Origin of the sequence: Chitinophaga polysaccharea (assembly GCF_902150045.1) — a bacterium.
Classification (GTDB): domain Bacteria; phylum Bacteroidota; class Bacteroidia; order Chitinophagales; family Chitinophagaceae; genus Chitinophaga; species Chitinophaga polysaccharea_A.
Map to the genome: position 1 here is coordinate 1,038,336 of NZ_CABFVU010000001.1, position 23,360 is coordinate 1,061,695.

The 23,360-nt window shown below is 48.4% G+C and carries 17 protein-coding genes; all 17 read right to left on the reverse strand.

The annotated features are described in order from the left end of the window. On the reverse strand, positions 1-1,740 hold the full coding sequence (locus FN124_RS04195) for a family 43 glycosylhydrolase (protein WP_142683517.1): 1,740 nt from the start codon (positions 1,738-1,740) through the stop codon (positions 1-3). Positions 1,741-1,745: 5 nt separating this feature from the next. Next, positions 1,746-3,062 carry a glucoamylase family protein gene (locus FN124_RS04200; RefSeq protein WP_142683518.1) on the reverse strand — a complete coding sequence of 439 codons (1,317 nt, stop codon included), beginning with the start codon at positions 3,060-3,062 and terminating at the stop codon, positions 1,746-1,748. Between the two features lie 21 nt (positions 3,063-3,083). Then, the gene (locus tag FN124_RS04205; protein ID WP_221887728.1) at positions 3,084-4,739 is read right to left on the reverse strand and encodes a glucoamylase family protein; all 1,656 of its coding nucleotides are present in this window, start codon (positions 4,737-4,739) and stop codon (positions 3,084-3,086) included. A gap of 8 nt (positions 4,740-4,747) precedes the next feature. Next, positions 4,748-5,575: a LamG-like jellyroll fold domain-containing protein gene (locus FN124_RS04210; protein ID WP_142683519.1), complete on the reverse strand. Its 828-nt coding sequence runs from the start codon at positions 5,573-5,575 to the stop codon at positions 4,748-4,750. 17 nt (positions 5,576-5,592) lie between these two features. Beyond that, positions 5,593-7,077, reverse strand: a complete 1,485-nt coding sequence (locus tag FN124_RS04215) for a RagB/SusD family nutrient uptake outer membrane protein (protein ID WP_142683520.1) — start codon at positions 7,075-7,077, stop codon at positions 5,593-5,595. An 18-nt stretch (positions 7,078-7,095) separates the two neighbouring features. Continuing rightward, the gene (locus tag FN124_RS04220) at positions 7,096-10,359 is read right to left on the reverse strand and encodes a TonB-dependent receptor (protein ID WP_221887729.1); all 3,264 of its coding nucleotides are present in this window, start codon (positions 10,357-10,359) and stop codon (positions 7,096-7,098) included. Positions 10,360-10,581: 222 nt separating this feature from the next. After that, the gene (locus tag FN124_RS04225; RefSeq protein ID WP_142683521.1) at positions 10,582-11,667 is read right to left on the reverse strand and encodes a FecR family protein; all 1,086 of its coding nucleotides are present in this window, start codon (positions 11,665-11,667) and stop codon (positions 10,582-10,584) included. 82 nt (positions 11,668-11,749) lie between these two features. Further along, positions 11,750-12,319: an RNA polymerase sigma-70 factor gene (locus FN124_RS04230; protein ID WP_142683522.1), complete on the reverse strand. Its 570-nt coding sequence runs from the start codon at positions 12,317-12,319 to the stop codon at positions 11,750-11,752. A 63-nt stretch (positions 12,320-12,382) separates the two neighbouring features. Then, positions 12,383-12,778: a hypothetical protein gene (locus FN124_RS04235; protein WP_142683523.1), complete on the reverse strand. Its 396-nt coding sequence runs from the start codon at positions 12,776-12,778 to the stop codon at positions 12,383-12,385. After that, positions 12,762-13,508, reverse strand: a complete 747-nt coding sequence (locus FN124_RS04240) for a class I SAM-dependent methyltransferase (protein ID WP_142683524.1) — start codon at positions 13,506-13,508, stop codon at positions 12,762-12,764. The genes FN124_RS04235 and FN124_RS04240 overlap by 17 nt, the downstream gene beginning before the upstream one ends. Next, on the reverse strand, positions 13,496-14,236 hold the full coding sequence (locus FN124_RS04245) for a DUF2071 domain-containing protein (protein WP_142683525.1): 741 nt from the start codon (positions 14,234-14,236) through the stop codon (positions 13,496-13,498). Before FN124_RS04245 ends, FN124_RS04240 begins: the two co-directional genes overlap by 13 nt. Further along, positions 14,220-14,600 (reverse strand): DoxX-like family protein, encoded by a 381-nt coding sequence (locus FN124_RS04250; protein ID WP_142683526.1) that lies wholly within the window; start codon positions 14,598-14,600, stop codon positions 14,220-14,222. The genes FN124_RS04245 and FN124_RS04250 overlap by 17 nt, the downstream gene beginning before the upstream one ends. An 81-nt stretch (positions 14,601-14,681) precedes the next feature. Then, positions 14,682-16,166 carry a glycoside hydrolase family 32 protein gene (locus tag FN124_RS04255; RefSeq protein ID WP_142683527.1) on the reverse strand — a complete coding sequence of 495 codons (1,485 nt, stop codon included), beginning with the start codon at positions 16,164-16,166 and terminating at the stop codon, positions 14,682-14,684. Between the two features lie 17 nt (positions 16,167-16,183). Further along, a complete protein-coding gene (locus FN124_RS04260; protein ID WP_142683528.1) occupies positions 16,184-17,902 on the reverse strand; it encodes a RagB/SusD family nutrient uptake outer membrane protein in 1,719 nt (572 codons plus the stop codon). Positions 17,903-17,920: 18 nt separating this feature from the next. Continuing rightward, a complete protein-coding gene (locus tag FN124_RS04265) occupies positions 17,921-20,995 on the reverse strand; it encodes a SusC/RagA family TonB-linked outer membrane protein (RefSeq protein WP_142683529.1) in 3,075 nt (1,024 codons plus the stop codon). Positions 20,996-21,038: 43 nt separating this feature from the next. Next, positions 21,039-21,944 (reverse strand): carbohydrate kinase family protein, encoded by a 906-nt coding sequence (locus FN124_RS04270; RefSeq protein WP_142683530.1) that lies wholly within the window; start codon positions 21,942-21,944, stop codon positions 21,039-21,041. Positions 21,945-21,955: 11 nt separating this feature from the next. Then, positions 21,956-23,284 carry a sugar porter family MFS transporter gene (locus FN124_RS04275; RefSeq protein WP_142683531.1) on the reverse strand — a complete coding sequence of 443 codons (1,329 nt, stop codon included), beginning with the start codon at positions 23,282-23,284 and terminating at the stop codon, positions 21,956-21,958. Positions 23,285-23,360: the final 76 nt, after the last annotated feature.

Below are 23,360 nucleotides of genomic sequence, written 5' to 3' on the forward strand. Positions count from 1 at the left end.
TTATTCTGATTTTATCACTTTTGTCCTGGCTGATACGCCGTTTTCATTGATGGCCTCTATACAGAAATAATAGGGGCGGTCTTTATCCATTCCTTTGAAGTAATAATCGTTGTTATTATACACCATGATGCAGTTGTACAATTTATCCGGAGAAGTACCGGCATAGATGTTATATGCATATGCATTATCTACCGGCGACCATTTGATCCATGCACTTCGTTTATCCTTCTCCGTGCGAAGCACCAGCAGGTCTTTCACAGCATCCGGTACAGCACCATTGCCGTTTCCAAATACCCTTAGCCCGCTGAGCGCAAACTTTCCGCCGGGCATATGGATGTTTTCCATTTTGATATAACGCGCCTGCACCGGCTTTGTTAGCTCAATATAATCGTGGGGTACATCTTTACGCTGTTTGCTTTTATCAGCCAGCATCTTCCAATGCTTTCCATCTTCTGAAAACCAAAGTATATACTGGTGATAAATATCCGTTTGCTTGCCCAGAAAAGGAGCATCCTGGTCGGCATAATTTACCTGTACTGCATTTACCCGGCTTACTTTACCAAGGTCTGTCTGTACCCACTCTCCTTTATTACCGGTAGCAGCGCTCCAGTAAGTTTTTATACTTTCATCCACGGCATTATTGGGAAGATACCCGCCATATACGGAAGATACAGTGACCGGCTTGTTATAATTCAGCAGCATCCAGCCGGTGAATCCTGCATTGTCAAAAGCGCTGGTGTCTGCACCCCTGGAAATATAATGCGGGTAATCTCCGAAAGAAGTATTACAGAACATTACATCTTCCTTATCAAAGCCGGCAGGCCAGTAGCCGATACGGCGCTCGAAGCTGTTTTTGACAGCAATAACCATGGTAGATACATGCCACCAGAAGCCCTTATTATCCTGGAACGTAGCACCATGCCCTGCCCCGCGGGCATAACCCCCAGGCTTATACGAAACCGGGTCAGGCTGGGGAGTGAAAGGCCCCAACGGGTGATCGCCTACCACTACTCCATCGGCATAGCCGCTGAACTCCGTTCCGGGGGCGCCGTATTGCAGGTAATACTTCCCATGATGCTTCGTCATCCAGGCGCCTTCAATAAAAGGATCCAGGAAAGTGTTATCCAGGTTTTCTCCAAACCGCTGCCAGCCATAGCGATCCGGCTCCAGCAGGTACATTTCCTTACGTGTACCTTTGGGTTGCAGGGTTTTACGGTCCATTTCCACACCATACAACGGGTAGCGGTTACTGCTGCCATTGTACATGTACAGGCGGCCATCATCATCTGCAAAAAAAGCAGGGTCCCAGCCGCCTATCTGCAATGAATCTATCGCTTCTTTCCATTGATTGCCTTTGGGATCTGTGCTCATCCAGATTGGAAAATCGCTGGTATAGGTAGAACCGAATACCAGCAGCGTATCGCCCATTACCCAGGCGGCGGGGGCGCATAATTCATCGTATACATGATGATATGGTTTCAGGAATTTCCGTTCCACAAAATGCCAGTTGAGCAGATCGGGGCTCCACCAGTATCCCCATTGATTGGTGGAAAACAGGTAGTAGTCGCCTTTATAATTTACGATCACCGGGTCGGCCGTAGCGCGGTGTTTTCCCCAGGTGGTAAAATTAGGAATAGGACAGTACCCGTAATCGATATTCACGGGATTGCAATACGTGGTTTGTGCGTTTGCATCCAATCTTATTAACATCACTATCAGCGCATATATCCATCTTTTCATCACCACTATTTTTCTGCAATTTGAAAATCAAGTTTCTTCAATCCCTGCTTCACTTCCGGGCAGCTCATAAACAGCTTCCATAATAACCCTGTACGGTAATTTTCTATCATCACAATAACAGGTCCCTGGTCTATAGCCAGGTGCGAATCCGCATACCATTGTTTGCTTTCGTTGAAAGCATCCGCAAAACCATATTCCGTCCAGATCTTATCTCCCAGGTCGTAATAGAAGTGCTTCAGCGCCTGCATGGAATATTCGGGCGTATATGGGAAGGCCGACAGGGCTGCTGTGGGCGTAATGGTTCCCCAGTCGTTCTCCGGTGAATGTGCATTGTAGCCATCATAGGTATCGCTGGCAGTGAGGCCCCAGCAGTTGGCGCCATATCCTTTAAATCCTTTTGGATTGCGTATGCAGTGCTCGCGGTTGATCAGCGTATGATGCAGGTTCTGTTCCCAGTAATCGGCGTAGCGGTCTTTCAGCCCATGTGGATTCAACCCCAGGAAAGAGTAGTGGGAGAAGAACAATGGTCCGCCGTAATCAAATCCCAGCGGCAGTTTGACCCCATAAAAGGTACGGTCGTTCCTGAAGTAGATATTATTCACCCAGCCCTGGTGGTATACTTCCGGGTTGATGGAATAACGCGGAGAGGAAGCTGCCAGCACATAGGTAATAAGGCATTCATTCCAGCCTTTTATTTCGTGGTTCATGCTCCAGCCGTTGTTTGGGCTCCAGTGCCAGTATAACACATTGCGGCCGCCCTGTGTGTACCAGTTCCATTCCGTTTCATTCCAGGTCCAGTTGATCTTATTACGCAGGTCCGTTTCCGTTGGAGAGTCGTTATTGAAATACTGGCGGGCGCAGAGTAACCCCTGGAACAGGAAGGAGGTTTCCACCAGGTCGCCCCCATCGTCTTTACGGCTGAAGGGGATCGTTTTCCCGGTAGCGCCATTCAGCCAGTGAGGGAAAACGCCATGATAGCTGTCGGCCTTACGGAGGAAGTTCACTATTTTCAGCAGCCGTTCAGCAGCTGCTTCCCGGGTAATCCATTTCCGTTCTGCCGCCACGATGATGGCCATTACGCCAAAGCCTGTACCGCCGGTGGTTACTACTTCATCGCCATAATCAAATGTTTTGTTACTGCGTTCCCTCGCCATGCCGGATACAGGGTGACCAAAATCCCAGAAGTAACGGAAGGTTTGTTTTTGCACCAGTTCCAGCAACTGGTCGTCGGATATCTTTTTCCGGTCAACAGGCATTTTCTTTTGCGCTATAGCAGGCTGCAACAGGAAAAACAAACAGCTGATATACAGTATATGCTTCATTTCTTTGTTTCTTTTCTTTTTTTAAAGATGGGGGCTGGTAAAGCCCAGGTTATGCATACCGGTTTTTATTTCCGGGCAGCTCATTAACAGGTTCCACAATAACCCGCTGCGGTGGTTCTCTATCATCACTATCGCCGGGCCCTGATCGATAGCCAGGAAAGAGTTTGCGAACCAAAGGTGCTGCAGCGAGAAAGCGTCTGTAAAACCGTATTCCTTCCAAATTCTATCGCCCAGTTTATAGTAAAAGAATTTCAGCGCCCGCATGGATTCTTGCGGCGTATAAGGAAACGACGACAATGCAGCAGTGGGTGCAATAACGCCTGCATCATTAGTGGGCGAGCCCGCCGTATAGCCGTTGGGGATATCGCTGGCTGTGAGTCCCCAGCAATCGGGGCCATAGCCATAATTATTCGCCGGGTTGGCTACACAATAAGCATAGTTGATGCGGGTATGATTCACCACCTGTTCCTCATAATCTGCATAGGCATCCTTTAATCCTTTAGGATTAATACCCAGGAAGGAGTAGTGAGAGAAAAACAGCGGTCCTCCCAAAGCAGGTCCCAGCGGCAGTTTAATGCCGTAGTACGAATTATTGTTACGCATGGCGCCGTTGTTTGCCCAACCGCTGTCGTAAGTGGCTTTGGGCACAGGCGTTTGAGCAGATGCAGCAAGGATATAGGTGATGAGGCATTCGTTCCATCCTTTCACCGGCATATTCATATCCCATTTATATTCGTTGCTCCAGTGCCAGTACAACACGTTGGCATTGTCTTTCCGGAACCAGTTCCATTCCACCGCGTTGCAGATAGCATTGATATCATTTCGTAGCTGCGTTTCCGTTATATCTGTATTTTTGAAATACTGGCGTGCGGCGAGGAGGCCCTGGACGAGATAGGAAGTTTCCACCAGGTCGGCGCCATTATCTTTTTCACTGAAGGGGATAGCTGCCCCAGTACTGCCATTGAGCCAGTGTGGGAAGGCGCCGTGAAACCGTGCCGCTTTAGTGCCGAGGAAAGTGGTTATTTGCCGTATACGCGCCAGTCCTTCACTGCGGGTAATAAAGTGCCGTTCTATACCGGTGATGATGGCCATAATACCAAAGCCGGAGCCGCCGGAGGTAACGGTTTCCCCGCTGGTATTCCTTTCCCTGGCCAGGCCGCTCACCGGGTGACCAAAGTCCCAGAAGTACCTGAAGGTTTGTTGCTGTACCAGTGTAAGCAACGCCTCATCGGAGATGCGGGGAAATTTATCGGTGGTATCGATGGCTGTTACCAGTGAAAGGGATACTGCCGTTTGAAGTTTTACGTTCTTCACCGACAGCAAACCAACACTTGCATTTATCGTATAGGCGGTAAGGTTAGACAGCGGCGCTGCGGGTTTCAGCACAATGGTACTATCGCCATGCTCCCATGTAACATGGTATGCCACGTTACCATTACTCCCGGTAAAGGAACAGGCGGCCGCAACAGAGCTACGCATTACTGCATCAGAAAAAGTAATCCTGACAGCAGGTTGAGTGCCGGTGCCGTAATAGGAAAACCCGGCAGATACGCTATCCACACTCAGCAACTGAAAGCTGAACGAAGCCGGCGTAACGGGCGGAGGCGACGTATTGTCGCCCCCGCCCTTACTACAGCCTGCTGTTATTATCATTAATAAACAAGCTATCCATCTCATACAAAAAACTATTTTCCCCGTCCTTCCAGTTTTACGAGGGCGCTTACATCTGCTTCTTCCAATGCTTTGTTATAGATCCTCACTTCATCGAGGCCGCCGGTGAGATAGCTTGCCCAATCCTGTGCAGTAGCTTCAGAAGTAAGACTGGGAACGGTCTGGAACTGTGATGTGCCAAATACCATTTTACCGGGGTTAAGGAACTCCAGTGGTCCACCGCCTGTTACCACCTGTGTGGCAATCCTCAGGCCGTTTACATATACCTTAAAGGAATCCACCCCGTTGTAAGACAAGGCGAAGCTGGTCCATTTTCCCCACACGTTCTGTACATCGTAATTGCCGAGCCATGCTTCTCCATGCGAGCTGGCCACATGCATTTTAAGCACCGCTTTTGTATCTGTGCTGCCGTTCTCAAAAAAGATATCGATATTGCCCCAGAAGCTTTTGGTATTGCTGAGGCTCAGCAGTTCTACGATACCGTTGGTGTTCTGCGGGTTATTTACCCACAGTGTTATGGTAAACGCTTTGAGGCCGGTGATAGATGTTCCCGGTGTGAATAAGGCGTATGCTTTATCCGCGCCTTTAAGCGCAGTGCCTTTAATACCGGTGGTGAAGGAAGTCCCGTGGTTGTCGCAGCTGGTTTTGGAAACGCTGTCTACCAGGTTGCCATTAAATCCCCAGTAGGCCACCAGGTTGGTGGGAGCGATCTCAGAAGCGGAGGTATAGCCACCGATCGACAATGCCGGCTTATAGCTATCTGCATCAAACTTTTTATAGCAAGACGATGCAAACAGCGTGATGGCTGCCAGCAGTAGGTATGATTGATATCTGAAGTTCATAGTAATTGTATTAGAGATTAGTAACCCGGATTTTGTGTCAGTGTACCTGCGCTGATATCAATTTCATCCTGCGGAACAGGCCATACTTCATTTTTCCCGGCCACGAAGCCTTTGGAGCCAAATACCGCCGCACCTCTTCCCTGGCGGATCACATCAAAATAGCGATCGTTTTCCATGGCCAGTTCCACCCTTCTTTCATGCCAGATAGCGTTGCGTAATGCATCTTTATTGGTAGTAGTTACATCCGGCAGGATGGCAGCGTTGCCTCCGCGTGCACGGGCCCGTACTGCATTCAGCGAGGAGAGCGCCTGGGTGGTATTGCCCTGTTCGTTGGCAGCTTCTGCGTTCATGAGCAGCACTTCCGAGTAGCGGATCACGCGTACGTTCTGATCAGCACCTTCCGTATAGCCCGTTACAAACAAACGGAAAGGCACATACGATTTCTGGTTGAACATAGGATTATCGCCGGTAGGTGGAATAAGATCCCCTTCCGGTGTGGTTTCTCCCCTGAAAATGATGGTAGCGTCCCTGCGGGGATCGCCGGCTTCATATTCACTTACCAGGCTTTGTGTAGGCACATTGAATCCCCATCCGCCGCCAACAACCCCTTTCACTCCCTGGATCTGCGAGTACTGGGAATTGGAGGCGTCTTTACTGTTCAGGATCAGCTGGCACTGGATCTCAAATACCGATTCTTTTGAATTTTCATTGGCGATGCGGAACAGCTGCTCGTAGTTGGGAAACAGCGTATAGCCGAGGCCCATTACCTGGTTGGTATAGTTAAGCACATCCGGCCATTTTTTAAGGTACATGGCCACTTTTGCGTGAAGCGCCAGCGCCGCGCCTTTGGTAGCTCTTCCTGCATCGGAAGCGGGATAAGCCGGAGGGAGCACCGCTGCAGCTTCCGTCAGGTCTTTTTCTATAGCAGCCCATACTTCAGCCTGAGGTGTTCTTGGCATATTATATTCACTGGCATCCACAGGTACTTTTAAACGCAGCGGCACATCACCGAAGGCACGAACCAGGCGGAAGTACGCATACGCACGTACGAATTTCGCTTCCGCGAGGTAACGGTTCTTCAGCGCTTCATCCATACTGATGGCAGGAATATTATCCAGCACCTGGTTACAGAAATTGATTTCCTGGTATTGTGATTTCCAGAAATCGAGGATCTGGCCTTCCGTAGCGGTCACTGAAAAATCATCGTACTTATTGAGGAAGCTCGCATCGGCAGCATTACTTCCTTTTTCCGTGTCATCGGAGCCCAGGCTTTCTATGGCTATCGCTGCGAACCCCACTTGTTTCCACTCGCGGAGATTCGCATAGATGGCGTTTACCGCTTTGGTGGCATCTGCTTCACTTTTCCAGAATTGCTCGCTGGGTTGCTGTCCCTGGGGCGGCACATCAAGGAATGATTTCCCGCAACCTGCGATAGCGAGTAATACCGGTACTATAACGCCTCCGGCTAAACGTTGTATATTAAGTTGGATATTTCGTTTCATAACAAGTCTGCTTTATTATCAGAAAGTAACATTTACTCCAAAATTGTAGGTCGCGTATAGCGGGTATACGTTGTTATCGATACCTGCTTCTTTAGGCTTACCACCAATTTCTGGTGTGAATCCCCGGTATTGGAAGAAGTTAAATGCATTCTGTGCATTTGCAAATACCCGCAGGTTTTTCATACCCCATCTTTCCGTCATTTTAGCCGGGAAATTATAACCCAGCTGGATATTCCTGATCCTGAAGTAGCTACCGTTTTCCACGAAGAAAGAGTTTGGCAGGTAGTTATCTCGTCCGCCAATGAAAGCAGAAGGATAGGTATTGGAAGTACCTTCCCCATGCCAGCGTTTATCATAAAAATCTTTCGTGAAATTTTCGTTACCAAAGCGCGCACCGAGGTTCACGTTGTATACATCCACACCTGCAACACCCTGGAAGTCGAGAGTGAGGTCAAATTGTTTCCACGAAAAAAAGGTATTGATACCATAGCTGAAGCGGGGATTGGGATTGCCCAGCGGAACACGGTCGTTGGCATCAATTACGCCATCGGGTGTACCTTTGGGACCGCTTACATCCCTGTATTTAAAGTCGCCAGCCCTTGCTTTAGGTTGTGCAGAGCTTAATGCCTCCGCATCTGTCTGGAAAATTCCATCCACGATGTAGCCAACAAACTCGCCAATGGGCCTGCCTACCATAGTACGCGTGCTGCGGGCCCCGCTGGTAAGTCCGCCGCCACCTGCATAGATTGGGTTTTTACCGGAAACAACGCTCAATACTTTGTTCTCATTATATCCCACGTTGCCACCAATAGAGTAGGTAAAATCTTTCTTTATCTGGCTTTTCCAGCTTAATGCTATTTCAAGTCCGCGGTTCTGCAGATCCGCCTGGTTGGCGATAATAGTACCGGAATTGGTACCTACAGAGCCGGGGATATTTACATCAAAAATGGCCTGTACTGTTTTACGGTTGTAGAAACCTGCTTCCAGGTATAAACGGTTATTGAGCATACTGGCTTCCAAGCCTACATCTGTACCTACGCCTTTTTCCCAATAAGTGGTTGGCGGCACTACAGAGTTGATACTGGCGCCGGTATATACATTACCGCCGAAGACGGCCGTGAGATAAGGGTCCTGGGCCACTCTCAATACAGAGATATTGGAAATGATAGAAGCATTTCCTATTTGTCCCCAGCTACCACGCAATTTCAGGTTGTCGAAGAAGTGCTGCTGCTTCATAAAGCTTTCTTCGCTGATGATCCAGCCCACCCCTACAGAAGGGAAATAGCCCCAGCGTTGATTGCCATAGGAGCGGGAGGCTCCATCAGCACGCAGGGAAGCATTAAGCAGGTACCTGTTCTTAAAGGAATAGTTGATCCTTCCGAAGTAAGAGGATACTGTATAAACATCGCCTTCGTCTGTTATTTCCCTTCCTGCTGTACTTCCAAGTTTCAGGTACATATCGCCTTCACTGTTATTAGGTACATTAGGTGCGGTGGCAGTGAGCTTATAGGTTTGATAACGTTGTGCACCCTGGCCCAGCAATACTCTCAGATCATGGTCTTTGAATTTATTCTGGTAGGTTAGTGTATTTTCCACGATCCAGTTGCGGGTGTCGGTATTTTCCCGGGTGAGTTTACTGTTAGTGGCGCGTTGCGCGATGGTAGCTGCAAATACAGGTACATAGTTACGCATCAGGTTCTCTCCATATTCGCCTCCGGCGCTGGTGTGGAAGGTAAAGTGTTTGGCAAACCGCAGGTCGGCGTATACACTACCGGTAACGGTTTGCTTTTTTGTGATCTGGTTGAAAAAGTCGAGAGTTGCCTGTGGGTTGAAATTAGCGCCTTCACCGAGGTTATAATCGTTCGGATCGCCATAGGTGCCATCTGCATAGTGCACCGGTACCACGGGGCCAGCAGCATAAAACTGGCGCCAGATAAAATCGGGAACGTCATTTGATTTATTGGCAGATGCAGTAACGGTGTAACCGATCTTCAGGGGCTCAAATACCTGGAAATCGTTTTGCAACCGGGCGGTGTAACGCGTAAAATCGTTAGTATTTACCAGGCCCTGCTGATGCAGGTAACCCACAGAGAAATTATAGGTAGATTTATCGGACCCACCGCTTACAGATAACTGGTGATTGGTGACCAATGCGTTCCTCAGTGTCTGGTGGTACCAGTCTGTACCTCTTCCAAACTGGGAAGGATCATCAAACAGAGGAGCTTTATCGTTGCGTTCCTGCAGTTCATTTACCAGTGTGGCATACTGGCTGGCATCCGCCATTTTCACATCGTTGGTTACTTTCTGGTAGCCTACATAACCATTGTAGTTCACTACTGGTTTGCCGGATCTTCCTTTCTTAGTAGTAATGAGCACCACCCCGTTTGCTGCACGTATACCGTAGATGGCTTCGCTGGAAGCATCTTTCAGGATGCTCATATTTTCGATATCAGCGGGGTTAAGGAAATTGATATCATCATACCATACACCATCCACTACATACAATGGGTTTGTGCTGCCATATACGGTACCCATGCCGCGGATCTTGATTTCAGGGGCAGCACCAGGCTTCCCGAGGTTGGTGATGGTTACACCGGGCACTTTCCCCTGGAGGGCGCTTACCGGGTTATTGATAGGTTGTTTGTTGATCTCTTCTCCTTTGATCTGGCTGATAGCGCCGGTAACATCTACTTTACGCTGTACGCCATAACCTACCACCACCACCTGTTCTACCATGCTTACCGATTCCACCAGGGTTACATTGATCACCGAACGGCTGTTCACCGGTATTTCCTGGCTGGTAAAGCCGATAAAGGATACCAGCAGAGTGGCGTTTTCCGGCACCGTGAGCGTATAGGTGCCATCCGGCCCGGTAACTGTTCCGCGGGAAGTACCTTTAATACTGATAGTAGCACCGGGCACCGGTGTATTTCCATCTTTACTGGTTACTTTACCGGTGATTTTAATATCCTGCAGTTCACCGGTGTTAGCCATGATCACTACCAGATTGTTGTCAATCACTTTGTATTTAAGGCCGGTATTGTTCAGTATTTCGCTCATGAGGTCAGCCAGACGTGTGTTGGTCACATCCACATCCACTTTTTTCCTGATATCTTTCAATGCGTTATTATACAGAAAACGGTATTCGCCTTGCTTTTCAATGCTACTCAGCACTTTGGCGATCTCCGCTTCTTTAAGCCGGAGGGTTATTGTTCCCTGCCCCTTCGCATTGGCAGATACCTGGAGCACACCTGCCAGCAGCAGTACGGCGGTCCAATTCATAATTAATAAGACTTTTTTGAAGGCATAGGAGGGTCGCTTCGCAGTTGTTAGCGATTTTTTCATACTTTTAGATCTAGAGGTAATAAAATGGAAGCCAGCTGTTTTCAAGGATTGGCGAAGCTTCCTGTTATGCTTCAGGGGGAAATGTTGGCGCATTTCCCTTTTTTATTACCAGCAGCTCAAGACGAATTAAACCTGTTACCTTTTTTCATAACGGAAATATTACTGGTTAATAATAATTTCAGTACCGTGGATGGTATAATTAAATGCAGCAGTCATTTGTAATGCCTGCAATGCCTGCTGAATATTCTCCTGTGCAAATACACCTGTGAAACGCAACTCTTCTTTCTGTTTATCTGCAAACTGAATGGTTACGCCGTACCAGCGTTCCATACGCGCTGCCAGCGATGCAAACGATTCATCGCGGAATACGAGTTTATTTTCCATCCAGGAAGTTTCCACAATAGCATCTTCCTGTTCTGCATAGTAGGTAAGATGTTTCACGGCCATCACCGGTTCATTGGTTTTCAACGTGTGTAAAGCGCTGGAATCATCTGATACCAGTATCTTCTCGGTGGGCTTAAGGATGATCCGCTCACCGGGGCGCCCTTTGAGGGAAGCTTCAATACTTCCCTGCAGCAGGGTGGCTTCCGTTATTTTATCGCCCGGATAAGCCTTTAAATTGAAACGGGTACCCAACACTTTTACATCCATCCTGGCCGTATGGATGATAAAGGGATAATCTGCATTTTTAGCGATATCAAAAAAGGCTTCACCACTGAGGTTCACCTCGCGGTTGTTATTGCCAAAATCTTTGCCGTAGGTAAGTTTGCTGCCGGCGTTGAGCCATACATGGGAACCATCGGGCAGTTGTACGGAAGTGCGGGAACCATTTCGGGTGGCCACTTCGCTGATAGCAGGTGAATGAGCAGCTTTCCCTGAAGGCTGCCACCACCAGGCAGCAGCAGCGATGAGCACCCCGGCAACTGCAGCGGCAGCCACATAACGAAGCCAGGACCTTCTCTTACCGTCCTCCAGCTGGAATACAGCGGCCTGCTGTTCTTCAGCCGGCAAACCAATGCTGATGCCGCGTTCCTGCATGCGGTTAATGAGGCGGGTATGCGCCTCCTCTCCTTCCGCCCTTTCGGCCGGATCAGGTGTTGTTTTCCAGATATTTGAAATGGCTTCCACCGGGAAGTGGAGATCAGGATGTTCGCGCAATAAACCTTCCAGCTCCTGCAGTTCTTCTGCAGATGCTTCACCGGCCAGTTTCCTGCCTATCAGTTCCCATATGCGCTTATTATTCATAACGTTTCGATAGCTACTCTGTATATAGGTACCTTTTGGGATCAATATCTACTAAAAGAAACAAAAAAAATTAGACGGGGTATCAGCGGGACGATTTCTTCAGCTGTACATTCAGTACCCTGGCTATTTTAGCAAGGGCAACAGCCAGCTGGTTATCGATGGTTTTAACAGACACATTCAGGATTTCTGCTATCTCTTTATACTTCAGGCCATCTTCACGGATCAGCTTAAAAATGATCTTACAGCGGGGTGGCAATCCTTCTATGGCGGCTTCAATGCGGGTCAGCATCTCTGCCGTAAGTAACATCTGTTCAGGGTCCTGATGCGGGCTTGCCAGCTCTACAGACAATTCGTCGATGGTAATGGCCGATTGCTTCTTTTGCCTGAGCAGGTATTTCAGGGCCGTATTCTTTACGCTTACATACATGTACACCTGCAGGTTATTCACATTCTCCAGCTGCTGGCGGCGTTCCCACAGGCTGATGAATACGTCCGACACCACTTCCTCCGCCGTTTCGGCAGATTTAACAAAGGAGACCGCAAACTTCTGCAGAGGCTTATAGAAGTGCAGGAACAGTTCCCTGTACGCTACCTCATCGTCGTATAAACTAATACGGCGTTGCCATTCCTTTATGTCGTTTGCGTGGAACATAAATCAGCTGCTTCGGTAGACAAAGTAAACGAAAAAAACAATGCGGCGTGGGATGAGGTGGTTTTATGACCGGAATACCAACAGGAAAACAACACTAAAATATCCCCAGAGAAAACAAAACACAATATGTACAGTTGTCTCAAAACGTTTCCCTTTCCATAGCAACGGGGAATAAACAAAAAACTGGAAAACCAGGCGGCATAACCAGAAAATAAAGAACCCCAGCGCAAGGAGGTGCCCCAGCCGTGTATGCACAATATCCTCCGCGGCATATATACACGCCATCCCCATCAGCAGCACCATCAGCCCTATAAAAAAAGTATGCACATACATGATCTGCCTGCTCAAGAGACTGATCACGGCAAACTCCTTCCTCCAGTTAAAGTAACGGGGAAAGAAAACATGTACCAGGGATAATAACACCAGTATATAACCGGCAATTCTAAGATGCAGTTCCATTTTTCCGTAATATGTAGGCCGTCAGAAAAGGGGTGATCTTCTTCTCATTTTCCAGCTGCAGCCGGGCGCTGCTAAATGTTCTCTTCCAGGTTGCTCCTGAAAAAAAATGCAGGGACCCAATCGTATAGGCGATGAAGTTAGGCACATCCCTTAAATGCTCCAATACTACAATTTTTCCATCTGCTGCCAGGCAACGATGCAGCTCTTTAAAAAAAGCGGTTCTTTCCACGGGATCCCTGATTTCATGCGCCGCCAGCAAAAGAAACACTAGATCCACCGATGCAGGCTCCAGCGGAACAGCGGCGGTGCTGATCACTTCCGTACCGGCATAAGGCGCATACCTTTTCCGGGCACGTTCAACAGACACCTCGGTATGCCTCTCCCGGTTATAAAAATCAAATACCTGTAAACGCGCTTCCGGGTATTTATGCGCCAGCAAATGACTGGTTTCATCAAACCCGGCATGAATATTCACTATACGCTGCGGCCGGAGCCCCATCTTATCCAACCACCGCAGGGTATACAGATCTGAATGGTCGTAAATATACCAGGAGACCAATAACGACAACAAGGTAGCAATAGCAGCTCCGCATAACATCAACCTGGTTAATGTATATTGCGTGAACAGCAAACCCACTGCTAGCAACAGTAAAAACATCACATAAAAATGCCAGTTGAACCGGATAATATTTCCGATACCCTGAAACGGTGCTCTGTTTATCTTCTCCATATATCCACTTTTCCTTTTTTCCAGTAATAAGGAATCTGCCGGATGATAAATGCGTTCGCCAGCCGCCCTCCCTGTAGTGCAGGATGGTGCAGGAACCCGACCTCGCTATGCAATACAGCAACCGGTACCGGCGTCCAGTGCTCTCTTACCCCTTCAATGATCAATACTTCATCCGATTGTTCGTTACAGGTAAATGTAAAAGGGAGCGGGCCTGCAAACCGCCTTGCCTCCTTCCAGTTATTAAACGGGGAGCCTTCCGGCAATGCAGCAGCTACATCCCCCGCATCAACAGTAATATCCAATCCCGAAGCTACTGACCTGACAGAAATGATATCCTTCTCCCCGCTAACGGTAATATCTGTAGTGGTATAACGGTAACGGGTAAACAGGTTTCCCAAAAGCTGCATCTTCTTACGGTCTGTTTCTGATTTCAAAATATATAAGCCTCTTAACCGCTTACCTTCGCTATTGGTATAACGCACAAACACCCGGTAGCCCGCCAATACAAAATCATTTCCCATAAAAGCGGGAAATCCCCTTGGTCTCAGGTTTTTGGTTTTCACGATAGCAATAGCTATGAAAGCCCACTGGTCCTGGAATACATCCGGCTCCAGCTGGGGAGGCAGTAAGGTTTCCAACACCGCTACAGGAAAAGCATAGGTGAGCACCAGCGAACTTTCAAAGAACGCTTCAACTGCAAAAGGATGATTTTTAATAAAGGCTAACATGGGTTTTAAATTCATTGCGGTAAATGACCAGGATAAAAACAGCGGCTATGATAATATTTATTCGTCCGAACAACAGCAGGTCGGGCACAACAATAAATTCTATGATATTCATGGCGGCTACCAGCAGGATCTGTGCAATAGCGCACCAGCACGATTTCATACGGGAAAGGATCCATATGGCCATCCCTGCCTCCAGGATACCGATGATGCGTGTAAGCGCGATTGCATGAGCCTCCCCCAGTATCCGGGCTACGATCAGCTGGTGTCGGGGAACATAATCCAATACTTTACAGTATATCCCGTTTATGATCCATACAAGGGCAATGGCAACATTGATAACATTTTTCTGCTTACTAACGGGCATGGGACAAACTTAATACACCACAAGTTAACACAAAAAACGCCGGACTCAAAAGAGCCGGCGCCTTATGTTTTCAGAAATTGGCTATTTACTTAAATCCCATGCTTTTAACCCGTTCAATTTTACCTCCCCGTTTTCTGCGAATACCGAAAAACCAGTAGCTGCCTTATCCGGGAATATCAAAGTAGTAAGCACTTTTTCCCCATCGTTTACAAACACTTCTACCGACGATTTATCCAGCAATACCTGTAACCTGATCCTGTTACTGACAGGCTGGATGTTCAGGTGCTGTGTATCCTTTCCATCACGGATATACAGCTCATTCCGTTGCACGTTGTAGCCTACTGTTACGTTCTGCGCTATTTTAAAGCCGAAGTCAGTAGCTGTGCCCGGTGTAAACTCTGCGTCTGCCCAATAGGCGTTCACGTTGAAACCTTTGCTGCTGCTCAACTGCAACTCCTTATTGTTAAGCGATTGCGCTTTCAGTTGCAGTTGTTGTGCAGCGGGAAGTTTATGAAGATAAGTACTGATCTGTGCAGAAGGCTGCTGAAATAAACGTATACCCGTTGGCGTAGTTTTCAGTTGCAGGTCGCGGGGAATAGACATTTGCCCGCGCCATGGCGAGGTTGGCGTTTCAAATGGCATTAACCAGCCTATCATCATGCGCTTATTATCCGGCAGGTTGTTATAGGGAATAGCGGCGTAAAAAGTCCTGCCATAATCCACAAACAGCTGTTCTTCCGGCTTGTTATCGTTAATAAATGTTTTGCCGTTGAAGTCGCCAATAAAATACTGCATGCCTGTAGCAGCATCCTGGTTCCCGGAAGAGATCATCAGCAACCATTTCTTTTTTGCCGGGTTACCATCAACGTTCATGGGTGTGAGCGAGGGGCATTCCCATATTTTACGGGTATCGCCCTGGTTGCCGAATTCGCTCAGCAGTTCCCAGTTCTTCAGGTTGTCGGATGCATAGAACTGCACTTTATGTTCAGCAGGCACAGCTACTGTCATGAGCCATTTGTGCTGGTCTTCCAGCCATATCACGCTGGGGTCGCGGAAATCTTTTTTGTGAATATCCACTACCGGGTTGCCCTCATAATTTGTATAGGTTAAACCTCCATCGTTGCTGTATGCAATAAACTGTGATTCCTTTTGCTGCTTTGGCTGATCGGCGGTATAAATGGCCACCAGCGGTGCTTTTCCGTTCTTACCAAAACCGCTGCTATTGTGCTTATCCAGTACCGCCGAGCCGGAAAAGATCCAGGTGGTGGTATCTTTTGTTTCTATTTCTGGTATAGCTACCGGCAGATGGTTCCAGTGCAGCAGGTCTTTACTGGTGGCATGCCCCCAGCTCATATGCCCCCATTTATTTTCAAACGGGTTGTGCTGGTAATACAGATGATATACGCCATCCAGGTAAATTAACCCATTGGGATCGTTCAGCCAGTTCCGGGGCGCGGTAAAGTGATACACCGGTCTCCACTGAGGAGTAGGCGTTGCATTGTCCTGTGCATATAGCCATCCGGGTAGTAAAGCTGCCAGCAAGATGGAAAAAAGTCTCTTCTTCATAACAATGATATTTTATTTTACCAGCCAGTGTTTTGTTTATATAACCCTTTGCTGTAGTTAATCTGGTTTAATGGTATGGGCAGGTATTCATCCCTGCCTTTTTTAAAGGAAGCATCATTCAGGTGAGCCCGGCGTGTTTTTTCCACAGCAAAATAAGCATTGAGATATTCAGCTGCAATACCCCAGCGCACCAGATCGAAGAAGCGGGAGCCTTCCATGGCAAATTCCAGGCGGCGTTCCCAACGCAGGGCCTGGCGGGCGAAACCGGTGGTCCAGGTGCAGTTAACGCCCGGCTGATAAGTGTTCATTTTATAACTGGAGGTAGAAGCGCCATTTGCCTGCTTTAATAAACCGGTGCTGGCAGCGGCTCTTGTTCTCACCTGGTTAATGAGAGGTAATGCTTCCGCAGCGCGGCCCAGTTCTATCAATGCTTCTGCCTTAAACAACAGCACATCTGCATAACGGATAATTTCCCAGTTCTTGGAGCTCGACATAAAAGGCGGCACTTTCTGAAACGTAGCATCTCCGGGCAATACCGTTTCTTTCAAACTAAGATAACTGCCATACACTTCAGGAGCGCGCGCCCAGGCACGCTGGTAAATAAATGCAGGATCATACTTATACGGATGCCCCGGAATAGCTACTGTATGATCTAACCGCGGATCAAAAGTATGGGTTTGAAAATCTGCTTCTGTAGCGATGTTGGTATTGTTGAATGTTTCAAACAGGGGAAGCCCGTTGGCGCCTGTCTGAAAAGCATTCACCAGGTTACTGCTGGGCGAGTGGAACCCGCAACAGCCATAGTCCTGGTTCATAGGATAATCCAGCGCATGACCGTAGTCGAGGCGGCCTTTGGGCGTACCATCATCTTTTGAATACTGGATAGCAAACACAGATTCCGGGCCATTTTCACCCTTCGACAGGAAGTTATTGGCAAAATCAATTGCCAGCTGGTATTTACCGGAGCTGATCACTTCATCACACAATGAATTTACCTGTTGCAGCAGCGTAGCATCAATAGCTGTTACGTTATTATTTTCATCCTGTTTATAAGCTTCGTACAACAGTGTTTTAGCCAGGTAAGCCTTTGCTGCAAATTTATTGGCTCTTCCAACCTGTGGTTGTATATCGGGGAGATGAGCAGCGGCAAAAGTGAAATCATCCGCGATCTTTGTCCATAGTTCCACGTTGGAATAAGTGCGGTTGGAAATGGTATCGTAGCTTTCCTTAGGCACATTTTCATCGATGTAAGGAACGTATTTGAACAATGTTTTCAGCAGGAAATAATAATGTCCTCTCAGGAATTTCATTTCCGCCTGCCTTACTACCTTTTCAGGGAAATCATTTTCATTCGCCTTGTTCAAACGGCCCAGGGCGTCATTAACACGGCCTATGCATACATACAGGCGAAACCACAGCAAATCGGAAGAACCGTTGTCTATCCTGTTCAGGGAAAAGGTTTCGTAAAAATGAAAGTCGCTGATATCCCCGGCCCCATCACCGCCTTTGTAGGCGTCGCCGCTGCGGATATTGCCATAGGGCCACATACTGGAATAGGGAGCAGTGTAATGATCATTACCCAGCGAAGAATAGGCGGCGGTCACCATTTTCTCCAGGTTGGCCGGCGAATTCAGGTCATCGCCCAAAATAACGCCCTGTGGCTCCTGGTCCAGGAATTTGCTGCATGCGCCGAGCAACAGGCAGCTGAGTAAAAGTATATATTTTGTGTACTTCATGATGGCAGTGTTAAGTATTTAGAAAGACAGGTTGAAGCCAACAGTACCTATCACCGGGATGGGATACGCGTTGTTGGGATTCTCGGGATCGGTAGCGGTAAAGCCTTTGTTCTTGAAGGTGAGCAGGTTGCTGCCCTGCAGGTATACCCGTGCTGTTTGTAAACGCTTGCTGAACAGGTGCTGGAAGCTGTATCCCAGTTGCAGGTTCCTCAGTTTGAGATAGGAGCCCGGTTCCAGGAAATAGGTAGAGGTGCGGTTCTCGTTGTTACGGTCTACCAGTGTAAGCGCAGGGATAGAAGCGTTTGGATGCTGTGGCGTCCACGCATCCAGCGTACGTGCGCCCCAGTTAGTACCCGGCCATATGGAAGCAAAATCAGTGTACGTTTTATAGGTATTATATACCTGGATGCCTTGTATTCCCTGCAGGAAGAAGGTAAGGTCAAAGTGTTTATACTCCAGTGTTACATTCAGTCCGTAGGTAAAATCAGGATCACCTTTCCCGATATAATCGCGGTCTTTATCATCAATAACGTTGTCGCCGTTCAGATCCTTATAGCGGATGCGGCCCACGCCTTTCCCTATCTGGTCGGCATATTCGTCCACTTCTTTCTGTGAATGGAACAAGCCATCTGCTACGTATCCGAAAGTGGAATTAATAGAACGCCCGAGGATAGTTTTATCCTGCCCGTTGCCGGCATAGGAAGTAAGCACATCTTCCGGCAGTTTAGTGATCTTATTGCGGTAAGTGGCCACGTTACCGGTAACGGTGAGGGCCAGTCCGGGCGCAATATTGCCATTGTACGATAACAGCACTTCCAGCCCCTTATTCTGCATGGAGGCGCCATTCACGAATTTGGCACCGCCTTCACCAATCACAGCAAGGTAAGCCGGGCTGATAAGGATATCGGAAGTCTTCTTAACAAAATAATCTATAGAACCGCTAAGGTGATTATTGAACAGGCCAAAGTCTATACCGGCATTAGATTCCATGGTGCTTTCCCATTTCAGTGCCGGGTTGCCCCGCTGGATGAAGGTATAGCCTGACGGCAACTGCCCGGAGCCGGCCCCGCCCAGGTCATACGCGCTGCCATTGTCAAAATCCCAGGTGGGATCTATGCCATAAATAGCGGAGTACAGCGTGTAGGTAGCATTGTTGGCAATTTCCTGGTTACCGGATTTACCCCAGCCATAGCGCAGTTTCAGGTCCGACAGGAAAGGCAGGTTTTCTTTCAGGAAGTTCTCTTCGCTCACGCGCCATCCAAGCGATACTGCGGGGAACATCCCGAAACGGTTTTCCTTTCCAAAGCGGGAAGATCCATCACGGCGCAGGGTAACCGATGCGAGGTATTTATTATCATAAGAATAGTTGACTTTACCAAAATAAGATAATAACGTATAGCCGCTACCGGTACCGCCGTTATCTTTATTGGAAGATCCTGCATTCAGGTAAGCATAATCAATATTCTCCAGGGCGTATCCCTGCCGGCTGGCGTAAAAGTTCTGCGCCATATATTTAATCTGTTCTTCTCCCAAAAGAAAATCGAACCGGTGTTTCTGTAAGGCTACGTTGTAGGTAAGCGTATTTTGCCATACCCAGTTGCCATTATAATCCTGGGATGTTTGGGAGAAGTTGGATGGATCGGAAAGAAATCCTGAAGTATAGGATCTACGCAGCGTACGCTGATAAGTACCATTGTAATCTATACCATAGCTGCTTTTGAAGTGGAGGTTGGGAATGATCTCCACATCAGCATATACGTTGCCAAACAAACGCAGGAAATTGCTTTTGTTCTGCCGGTTATCTTCAATGAGCCTTACCGGGTTCTGCCTGTCGGTCATACCGGGAGCGGGTCCGCCCCATCCGCCATCAACGGTGTGCACGGGCACAACAGGCTGTTGTACCAGGGCAGCGAAAAGTATATCGCCGGCCGGCACCAATGCGTCCCTGATATAAGTGGCAGAGAGATTTTCACCGATCTTCAGCCTGCCTTTAAAAAAGGAATAATCTGTATTGAAGCGGGCGGTTATTTTCCTTTGCTGCGTTTCTTTTACGATGCCTTTGTTATTATACATGCCTACAGAGAAATAGGAATTACCTCTTTCGTTGCCGTTGGCGATGGATACGTTGTAGGTTTGCAGCAGGGAAGTTTGGGCTATCTGGTCGTACCAGTAGGTGTCAGCTGGTTTCATGGTTTTAGCGGCGTCAATAAATTCCGGCAGTATAATTTTGTTGAGCACGGGGTTATTGTAATCACCGTTCCAGTCGTACTGGTAGATCTGGTTATTATTCGGGTTGGCATGATCATTTACAGCAGCCTGCCAGTAGGCACGGCCGCGGCCATCCGTGTTCAGTGTTTTCAGCTTGGTACTGTAATCCTGCAGGGAAGCAGATACATCTGCAGTGATGCGGCTATAGCCCTTCTTAGCTCTTTTGGTGGTAACAATGATTACGCCATTGGCCGCACGGGAGCCATAGATAGTAGCTGCCGATGCATCTTTCAATACCTGGATGGATTCAATATCATTCTGGTTCAGTTCCTGCAATCCTCTTTTGGTAGGGATACCATCAATTACATAAAGCGGGTCGTTGTTGCCCAAAGTACCGATACCGCGGATACGTACAGTGGCATTGCTGTTGGGATCGCCGCTGGTGGTGATGAACACGCCGGGAACGCGGCCCTGCAGGGCTTTCACCGGGTTGCCGAGCGGAATGTCTTTTATTTCGCTCACATTCACTACGGATACGGCGCCGGTCAGGTCTGCCTTTTTCTGCGTCTGGTAACCGGTTACAATCACCTGGTTCAGATCGGTGGCGTTTTCTTCCATTTCTACGGACATATTACCTTCCGTTGCTTTCAACGACATAGGTTTCATGCCGATGTAGGAGAAGTTAAGCACTTCGCCAACAGCAGCCGGCAGTGTAAATTGCCCGCTGCCATTGGTAATGGTGTTCCTGTTGCCCGCCTGTACGGTAACACCGGGCAATGGTGTTCTGTTTTGTTTACTGATAATGGTACCGGTAATGTTACGTTGCTGTGCCATAGCGAAGAGGCTGAACAGCAACATCGGTAATAAGTAAAACAATTTTTTCATAAATGGAATTTGTGAAATGGTGGTGTGGAAATGTAATAATTGGCTAAGTGTGCTGTGGTACTTTCATCATGCTGTATATATCGGCTGGATGGTATTCAGGGCAACCGCCGTGGCGGGATGCCACCAGCGCGCCGAGCGCATTGGCATAGGCCAGGCTCCAGGCGGGAGAGCGCTGCTGCAACCTGCTTACAAGAAAGCCTGCCAGGAATGCATCTCCGCTGCCAATGGTATCTGCAACTTTCACCGGCTGCCCTTCCTGGTAATAAAAGGCCCCGTCTATATATCCCATGCAGCCTTTGCTGCCCAGGGTGACGACTATCGTAGGGATGTCAAAACGTGAGGACAAAGCCTGTACCTGGTCTTCATGAGCTGACCAGCTTCCGTACCAGGCGCTGATCAGTTCCAGTTCCCCGACATTCAGCTTCAGCAGCTGGCAGCTGCTCATGAGCCACTCCAGCGTTTCGCGGGAATACCAGGGTGCGCGCAGGTTAATGTCAAGTACTTTTACGGCGGGCGACTGCAACGCTTTCCGGAGCGTATTGCGGGATACTTCGTGCCTGGCCATCAAACTGCCAAAAACAATATACTGCAGGTCATCTCCCGATAACAGATCTTCCAGGGAATCATTCCAGGCAATATGGTCCCAGGCTACGGGATACAGGATATCGTACTGCATATCGCTATGCGCGTCCATCCAGGCATTTACTTTACCGGTGGCATAAGTATTATTCGTTTGTACGTAAGCGTTAGAGAGCTGCATGTTGTGCATGAGCTGCAGCAACCGCCTGCCATGACCATCGGTTCCTGTGGCCGATACCATCGCTACCTGCTGGGACAGTTTCTGCAAATGATACGCTACATTCATAGGAGCGCCGCCTGGCAATTCCTGGTCTGGTAAAATGTCCCACAATATTTCCCCGAGGCAGGCAATGTTATACTTGTTTTTCATAAACTATTTTTTTAATGCACCACCATTGTCATTTCAATTTCTTCCAGTGTTTGCCCTTTTGTTTCCGGCATCAGTCGCCACACAAAAAGCAGTTGCAATACCATCATACCGCAGAAAAAGGCGAAAATGTGACCGCCGCCGATGTGGCTGGCGAGCCAGGGAAAGGTAAAAGCAATGAGGGCCGCCATGATCCAGTGGGTGAAACTTCCCAGCGTCTGCCCTTTGGCGCGTACGGCATTTGGAAATATTTCAGAGATAAATACCCATATCACGGCGCCCTGCGAGAAGGCGAAGAAAGCTATATAGATGAGCAGGTAAGAGATCACCGCTATACCACCCGTGTGGGTATAAAAAGAGATGGCAGTAAGTCCCAGTGTAGCAATAAGCCCCACAGTGCCTATCAGCATCAGCTGCCGGCGGCCGATACGGTCAATGAACCGTATAGCCGTTAACGTAAAAATGAAATTCACGACGCCTAGTCCTACTGTAGAAAGCAGGGACGAGGCCGTCCCTAAACCGGACATTTCAAAGATCCGGGGAGCGTAATAAATAATGGCATTAATGCCCGACACCTGGTTGAACACCGCGAATAATACCGCCAGCATTACCGGTGTGCGGTATTTCCGGGAGAACAGCCGTTCCTTCGGCGCGCCAATGCTTTGGTGCCTCGACTGCCGGATGGTATTGATATCTTCCGTATACCCCCCAGGGTTGATGATCTGCAGGGTTTTGATGGCAGCCGCTTCTTTCTTCTCGCGCAGCAGCAGCCAACGCGGGCTTTCCGGTACCCAGCGGAGCAATACCAGGAACAGGGCTGCGGGGAAAGCCTGGATGCCCAGCATAAGACGCCAGGAGTTTTCACCGCCATATCCACCAATGAAGTAGTTTGATAAATAAGAGACGAGAATACCAAAAACCACGTTAAACTGGAATAAAGCGACCATTCGGCCCCGGTAGGATGCGGGGGAAACCTCTGAAATATATACAGGGGCAGTTACCGAAGAAGCGCCAACTCCCAGGCCGCCGATAAAACGGCATACCAGGAAAAAGTACCAGTTGGTGGCCATGGCAGTACCGATTGCCGATACCAGGTATATTAAAGCCACCAGCAATAAAGTGGCGCGGCGCCCCAGCTTATCCGACGGCGTACTGCCTCCCAATGCGCCAAACACTGTTCCTATTAAGGCGATAGACACGGTAAGACCGTGCTGTACTTCTGTTAAATGCCAGTATTGCTGAATATGCTGCTCCGCACCGGAGATAACAGCAGTATCAAAACCGAAAAGAAAACCGCCAAGCGCTACTACAAAGGCCCAAAAGAAAACAATGTTGTTGTTCATAACGTAGAAATAGTTTGATCGATGTGTCAAACCTACTTCTTTGAAAAAGGCTGCCGTTATTGTATCACACCAGTTT